The sequence below is a fragment of the uncultured Microbacterium sp. genome (genome assembly GCF_963521695.1).
Taxonomy (GTDB): domain Bacteria; phylum Actinomycetota; class Actinomycetes; order Actinomycetales; family Microbacteriaceae; genus Microbacterium.
In genome coordinates, this window is sequence record NZ_CAUQWC010000209.1 from 1 (window position 1) to 6,177 (window position 6,177).

A 6,177-nucleotide genomic window follows, 5' to 3' on the forward strand; every position below is an offset into this window, starting at 1 on the left:
CCGTCGACGACCTGTGGATCGTCTACCTCGTCGCGATCGTGCAGTCCGTTCTCGGCGCGATCATCGAGCCGGCCCGCCCGAGCGTGGCCGCGGCCCTCGTACCCCCCGCGCACGTCGCCCCGGTAAACCAACTGCTCGGCGTCGGATCGGGCCTCGCCCGTCTCGTCGGCGCCCCCATCGGCGGGCTGGTGCTCGGTCTCGGCGGCGTGAATGCGCTGGTCGTGGCGACCGCCGGGGCCTATGCGGTGGCATCCGCGGTGCTCTTCATCCGCGCGGCGAAGCGACGGGATGCCGCGACTCCCCCGCCCGCCGACCTCGCGCCCCCGCAGACGATGGAGAGGGATGCCACCGGCGCGCCGCCGCGCACCACGTTCTTCGCCGAACTCGGATCGGGCCTGGCCATCGTCGTCGCCGACCGCGTCCTTCGCCGGCTGATGGTGGTGGCGATGCTCATGTCGCTCGCGCAGGGGCTCTTCACGATCCTTTTCGTGCTCTTCGTACAGCGCTCGCTCGGTGGCGGCGACACCGAGGTGGGCATCCTCCGCGGCATCCAGGCCGTGGGGGCGCTGATCGCCGGACTGGGCCTGATGGGCGTCGTCGGACGCGTCGCGCCGTGGCGGCTGGCCGCGGCGTCCATCCTCGGATTCGGGGTGTTGACGCTCGCGATCTGGAACCTCCCCGCCGTGACGACGTGGTTTCCGGTGTACGTCGTGCTGTTCGCGCTGGTCGGCGCGCCGGGGCTGGTCGCGATGACGGCGATGCTCACGATCGTCGACCGCGAGACGCCCGCGAGCCATCGCGGACGGGTGACGAGCCTGCTCTTCGCGGCGCTGACGGCACTGCAGGCGGTGGGCACGCTGCTCGGGGGGTTCGTGGGGTCGGGGCCGGCGTTCGCGGCCTCCCTGCAGGTGCAGGGGGCGCTCTACGTGGTGGCGGGGCTCCTCGCGCTGACGATGACGCGTCGAGGTTCCCGCTGAGCCTCGGGAATGTCCGCCGGCCTCTCTACGCTGAGGTCAGGGGCACGGCGAAAGGCGGGACGCATGCAGGGACTCGAGATCACGGTTCTGTTGGGCCTCGCCATGCTCGTGGGCACGGTGCTGGCGCCGCGGCTGCGGGTGGCGACGCCGCTGGTGCTGCTCGTCATCGGCCTCGCCCTCGGGTTCATCCCTGAGCTGCGACAGATCGAGCTTCCTCCCGAGACGGTGCTGCTGCTGTTCCTCCCGGTCATGTTGTTCCGCGAGGCGTGGACGACGTCGCTGCGCTCGGTGCGCCGATCCCTTCGCTACATCATTCCGATGAGCACGCTGCTCGTCGTGGCATCCGCCTTCGCCGTCGCCGGCGTCGCCACCTGGATGGGGGTGCCGTGGGAAGCCGCTCTCGTGCTGGGCGCCGCCGTCGCCCCGCCCGACGCGACCGCAGTCGCCGCCCTCGGCCGACTGCTCCCGGCCAAGACCTTCATGAAGCTGAAGGCCGAGAGCCTCACCAACGACGGCACGGCTCTGGTGCTCTACGCCATCGCCGTGGCGCTGCTGCTGGGCGACCAGATCACGCCGCTGCAGATCACGGGCATGGTGCTGCTGTCGTACCTCGGGGGCGCCGCCGCCGGCATCGCCGTCGCCGTTCTCGCCTTCTTCGCGCTCCGCCGCATGCAGTCCACGCTCACCATCAACCTCACCCTGGTACTGGTGCCGTTCCTGGCATTCCTCATCGCCGAGATCATCGAGGCGTCGGGGGTGCTCGCCGTCGTCTTCGCCGGTCTCATCGTCGCGTGGGTGTCGCCGCGCATCACGACCGCGATCTCGCGCAGAGCAGCGGATGCCACGTGGCCCTTCGGCGTCTACCTGCTGAACGGCGCGCTCTTCGTGCTGATCGGGCTGGAGGTGCAGCTCGTGCTGCACGAGATCTCGCCGTCCGAGATCGGCATCCTTCTCCTCATCACGGTTGCGGCGTGGGTCGCACTGTTCGTCGTGCGCTACCTCTTCCAGTGGCTGTTCTCCCCCTTCTCGCGCCCACCGGCGTCGGCGTCGCGCTCGCTCCGGCACCGCTCCCGGGTGGTGAGCACGGTCTCGGGCTTCCGCGGCGCCGTGTCGCTCGCCATCGCGCTCTCGGTACCGACCGTGACGGCCGCCGGCGAACCCGTTCCGGGCCGGGATGCCATCGTCTTCGTCACCGCGGGCGTCATCGTCCTGACGCTGCTGGTGCAGGGACCTCTGCTGCCCGTCGTGATCCGGTGGGCGAAGCTGCCGAGCGATGACGCGGCGATCGAAGAGTACGAGCTGGCTGAACGCGCCATCTCGGGCGCCGCGCTGGCCGCCCTCGACGAGCTGGCCGTCGAGCACGGGGTGAGCGACCGGGTGCGCGACCGCGCACGTCGCGAGGGCTACGAGCGACTCGAACTGGCGAACGCGCGGGCCGTCGCACGCCAACGCGCGGCGGAGGAACGCGAGCTCGCCGAGCTCGATGCGTCGCTCGGCGACGATGCGCCATCGGCCACGGGGCCGATCCCGCCGGGTGCCCACGACGATGACGACGACGATCGTGCACCGTCGCCGGGTGCGGTGTCGCTCTCGGGCGTGCGCCCGGTGACCGATCCCGCGGGAGGCGCCGATGCGGGTTCCGCGAGGCCGTTGACGGGGCCCTTCGAGATGCTCGCCGTCAGCGACGACATCGATCTCACCCAGCGCTCCCCGCTCCTGCGCCACAAGGAGGCGCAACGGTTGCGTCTGGCGGTTCTCGACCGCAAACGCGAGGTGCTGCTGCGTCTGCGCCGCGAGGGCACCATCGACGACCTCGTCGCGAGGAAGATCCTCGCGGGCCTCGACCTCGAGGAAATCCGCGCCCGCGGCCTCGACAAGACGGTGGAGTGACGCCCGGCGCGGCATCCGTCGTGACGGCGCGCGGGCGGCCGGGGTGCGTCGCGGCTCCGCAAGGCGCGTGTATCCGCTACCGGGCCTCGCTCGCAGTAGGTACGCCCGACCGTCAGGCGCGCGAGTGCGCTGACGCGCGCTGCACCTGATCGGGGGTCGGGGTGACGCCCGTGTACCGCGCGAACTGGCCGGCGGCCTGCAGGGCGATCACCTCGGCTCCCGTGATCACCGCCGTGCCCGCCGTGCGGGCGGCGCGAATGAGCGGCGTCTCCGCCGGGAACGCCACGACGTCGAACACCGTCTCGGCCGCCGCGATGTGCTCCGGCGAGAAGGCGAGCGCGTCGGCATCCGCTCCGTCCATCCCGAGCGGGGTGACGTTGACGATGATCGCGGCGCCGGGTGCCGGGTCGTCGGCCACCCATCGGGCGCCGTACGCCTCGGCGAGCGCGGGCCCGGCCTCGTCGTTTCGAGCCACCACCGTCAGGTCGGTGAACCCCGCGCCGTGGAAGGCGGCGACGACGGCTTTGGCCATGCCGCCCGATCCTCGCACGAGCACGGATGCCGCCGGGTCGAGCCGGTGGCTTTCGATGAGGCTCGCGATGGCCTCGTAGTCGGTGTTCGAGGCGGTGAGCACTCCGCTGTCATTCACAATCGTGTTGATCGAGCCGATCGCTGCGGCCGAGGCCTCGATGTGATCGACGAGGGGAATCACGGCCTCTTTGAACGGCATCGACACCGAGCAGCCCCGGATGCCGAGGGCACGCACGCCGCTGATCGCCGCCGCGATGTCGGTGGTAGTGAACGCCTTGTAGACGAAGTCGATGCCGAGCTCCGCGTAGAGGAAGTTGTGGAAGCGCGTGCCGATATTCGACGGGCGGCCCGACAGCGAGATGCAGAGGGTGGTGTCTTTGCTGAGCTCGGGCATGGGTCTCATCTCGTCGCACGGGCGGGTCTCTCATGCTACGGCGGGCGCCGTGGTGAACGAGATGCCGCAGACGCGGTGCCGACGTCGGGGACCGCACGCGCCCGCTCGCGTGGGGTCTCCCCCGGCACGACGAAGGGCCGGAGCCTTTCGGCATCCGACCCTGTCGTGGTGAACCTCGCACGGAGGTTCGGGGCGATTACGCTCCCCCGTTGATCACCGAAAGGTACGACCCGAAGGGACGCTCGGTGTCGATGGCGGCGAAATCGTCGGCGATGCCCGCGTAAGGCGCATTCTCGTTCGTCATTCTCCGAGTGTCGCGCAGGGACCGTCGACGAACTCGGGTCTTGACACTGCCTAATATCTCGTCTAGCTAACTACTTGGGCCTCTAGGCTTTCGATGCGCTGCTCGAGATACGCGATGTAGTCCGCCATGTACGACAGCTTGGCCTCGAGCCGGTCCAGGCGAGGACTGATGTGCCCCTGATTGAAACTGAAGGGCACCTTGAGCGGGTTGTCGGCGTCGATCTTCGCGATCACGGCACGCAGCCGGTTCACGTCTCCGGGCTCGTTGGTCATGTTCGCCAGCGTACGCTCGCGGTTCATTCGGCCCCAGGTGTTGACGGGGCGAGCATGATGATCCCCGCGCCCACGAGGGCGACCGCCGACCCGATGTAATCCCACATCGTGGGACGGAAACCGTCGACCACGATCCCCCACGCCAGCGATCCCGCGACGAAGACGCCCCCGTACGCGGCGAGTACGCGCCCGAAGTGCGCGTCGGGCTGCAGAGCGGCGATGAACCCGTAGGCACCGAGGGCCAGGATGCCGAGCAGCGCCAGCCACCACCCGCGGTTCCCGCGCACGGCCTGCCAGATCAACCACGCGCCGCCGATCTCCGCAACGGCGGCGAGCGCGAACAGGATGACGATGCGGGCCGTGGTCATTCCGCCATTATGCGGCGAGGGGGGCTGCCCGAGACGCACGCGGCGCGCGGTTCACCGACCCACGTGACGGGGCCGCGGACAGCTGCGTTACGGCAGAACACACGCTGCGTGACGCTTGGGGAAAATTCGGCGGCGATCGCCATTCTTTTGGCTAGATTTCGGACCGGAGGTGCTCATGTCCCGACCCCGAACGGTGACGCACACCTACACGCTGCAGGGTGGCTGGCAGAAGTCGTCGGAGGGCGCGTTGACCGCCGATCTCGCCGACGCCCTGCGCCGCAAAGGCGTGTCGATGGTGCGTGCTCGGCGCGGATTGTTCGACGTGCGCGAGGTCTCGCTGCTGAACGATCCCCCGCCGCGATGAGCCCATAAGATCCCCACCCGGATGAGGTGACACGACGCAACCGCCGGGTGACGCGGGCTCCACTCTGACACTCTCGATAAGTGAAAGCTTTCCGATGCCGAGTGTGCGGCAACGACCTGTACTTTGAGAACTCCGTCTGCCTGTCGTGCGGGACGGGTCTCGGCTACTCGCGCGACGAGGCGGACATCGTTCCGGTCGACGGCTACGGACGGTACGTGGATGCCGCGGGGCTCGTCTGGCACGTGTGCCGGAACCTGAACCTGTCGGGGTGCACCTGGCTCGCGCGATTCCAGGGCGGTCAGTGCTCGGCCTGCGATCTGACGCGGGTGCGTCCGAACGACGCCGATGCCAAGGGGCTGTCGCAGTTCCCGGTGGCCGAGCGCGCGAAGCGCTGGTTGCTCGTCGACCTCGACCGGCTCGGCTTCCCGGTGGTCGGAAAGGGCGAGGACCTGACGTACGGCCTGTGCTTCGACCTGCTGTCGAGCGTGGCCGAGAACGTCACGATCGGCCACGCCGACGGGGTGATCACGATGGATCTCGCCGAGAGCGACGACGCCTACCGCGTGCGTGTGCAGGAACAGCTCGGTGAGCCGTACCGCACCATGCTCGGCCACTTCCGTCACGAAGTCGGTCACTACATGGAGTGGCGCCTGGTCGAGGGCACCGCCCGCATCGGCGAGGCGCGCCGCCTGTTCGGCGATGAGACCGCCGACTATCAGGCCGAGATCGACCGTCACTACTCTCAGGGGCCGCCGGCGAACTGGTGGGAACGCTACATCTCCACCTACGCCACCATGCACCCCTACGAGGACTTCGCCGAGACGTGGGCGCACTTCCTGCACATGACCGACACAGTCGAGACCGCCCACATCTACGGTCTGGCGCGCACGGGCGGCATCCAGGACTCCCCCTCCTTCCGCGCATTCGTGACGGACACGTGGATACCGCTGTCGACCGCGCTCAACATGGTCAACCGGTCGATGGGCAAGGCAGACCTGTACCCCTTCGTCATCCCGGATCCGGTGCTCGACAAGCTCGACTTCATCGCGTCGCTGCGGCCGGGGAGCTGACGGCGGG

At 69.3% G+C, this 6,177-nt stretch carries 7 protein-coding genes; 4 read left to right on the top strand and 3 right to left on the bottom strand.

Annotation, left to right across the window (positions count from 1 at the left end; all coding sequences use genetic code 11):
- The coding region (locus RWP81_RS13380; RefSeq protein WP_314456882.1) for an MFS transporter at window positions 1-977 on the top strand (977 nt) is incomplete at its 5' end.
- Between the two features lie 63 nt (window positions 978-1,040).
- Window positions 1,041-2,867: a Na+/H+ antiporter gene (locus RWP81_RS13385; protein WP_314456883.1), complete on the top strand. Its 1,827-nt coding sequence runs from the start codon at window positions 1,041-1,043 to the stop codon at window positions 2,865-2,867.
- Between the two features lie 112 nt (window positions 2,868-2,979).
- Here the strand turns inward: RWP81_RS13385 and RWP81_RS13390 are convergent, their stop codons facing one another.
- From RWP81_RS13390 to RWP81_RS13400, 3 genes are all read right to left on the bottom strand, one after another.
- Window positions 2,980-3,792 (bottom strand): shikimate 5-dehydrogenase, encoded by an 813-nt coding sequence (locus tag RWP81_RS13390; protein ID WP_314456884.1) that lies wholly within the window; start codon window positions 3,790-3,792, stop codon window positions 2,980-2,982.
- A gap of 366 nt (window positions 3,793-4,158) precedes the next feature.
- On the bottom strand, window positions 4,159-4,395 hold the full coding sequence (locus RWP81_RS13395) for a hypothetical protein (protein WP_314456885.1): 237 nt from the start codon (window positions 4,393-4,395) through the stop codon (window positions 4,159-4,161).
- On the bottom strand, window positions 4,392-4,736 hold the full coding sequence (locus tag RWP81_RS13400) for a YnfA family protein (protein WP_314456886.1): 345 nt from the start codon (window positions 4,734-4,736) through the stop codon (window positions 4,392-4,394). The genes RWP81_RS13395 and RWP81_RS13400 overlap by 4 nt, the downstream gene beginning before the upstream one ends.
- Window positions 4,737-4,911: 175 nt before the next feature.
- On the opposite strand from RWP81_RS13400, the gene RWP81_RS13405 reads away from it, so the two are divergent.
- Together RWP81_RS13405 and RWP81_RS13410 are read left to right on the top strand one after the other, a co-directional pair.
- Window positions 4,912-5,100, top strand: a complete 189-nt coding sequence (locus tag RWP81_RS13405) for an alternative tryptophan synthase beta-subunit (protein ID WP_314456887.1) — start codon at window positions 4,912-4,914, stop codon at window positions 5,098-5,100.
- Window positions 5,101-5,180: 80 nt separating this feature from the next.
- Complete coding sequence (locus RWP81_RS13410; RefSeq protein WP_314456888.1) at window positions 5,181-6,170, top strand: putative zinc-binding metallopeptidase; 990 nt, start codon at window positions 5,181-5,183, stop codon at window positions 6,168-6,170.
- Window positions 6,171-6,177: the final 7 nt, after the last annotated feature.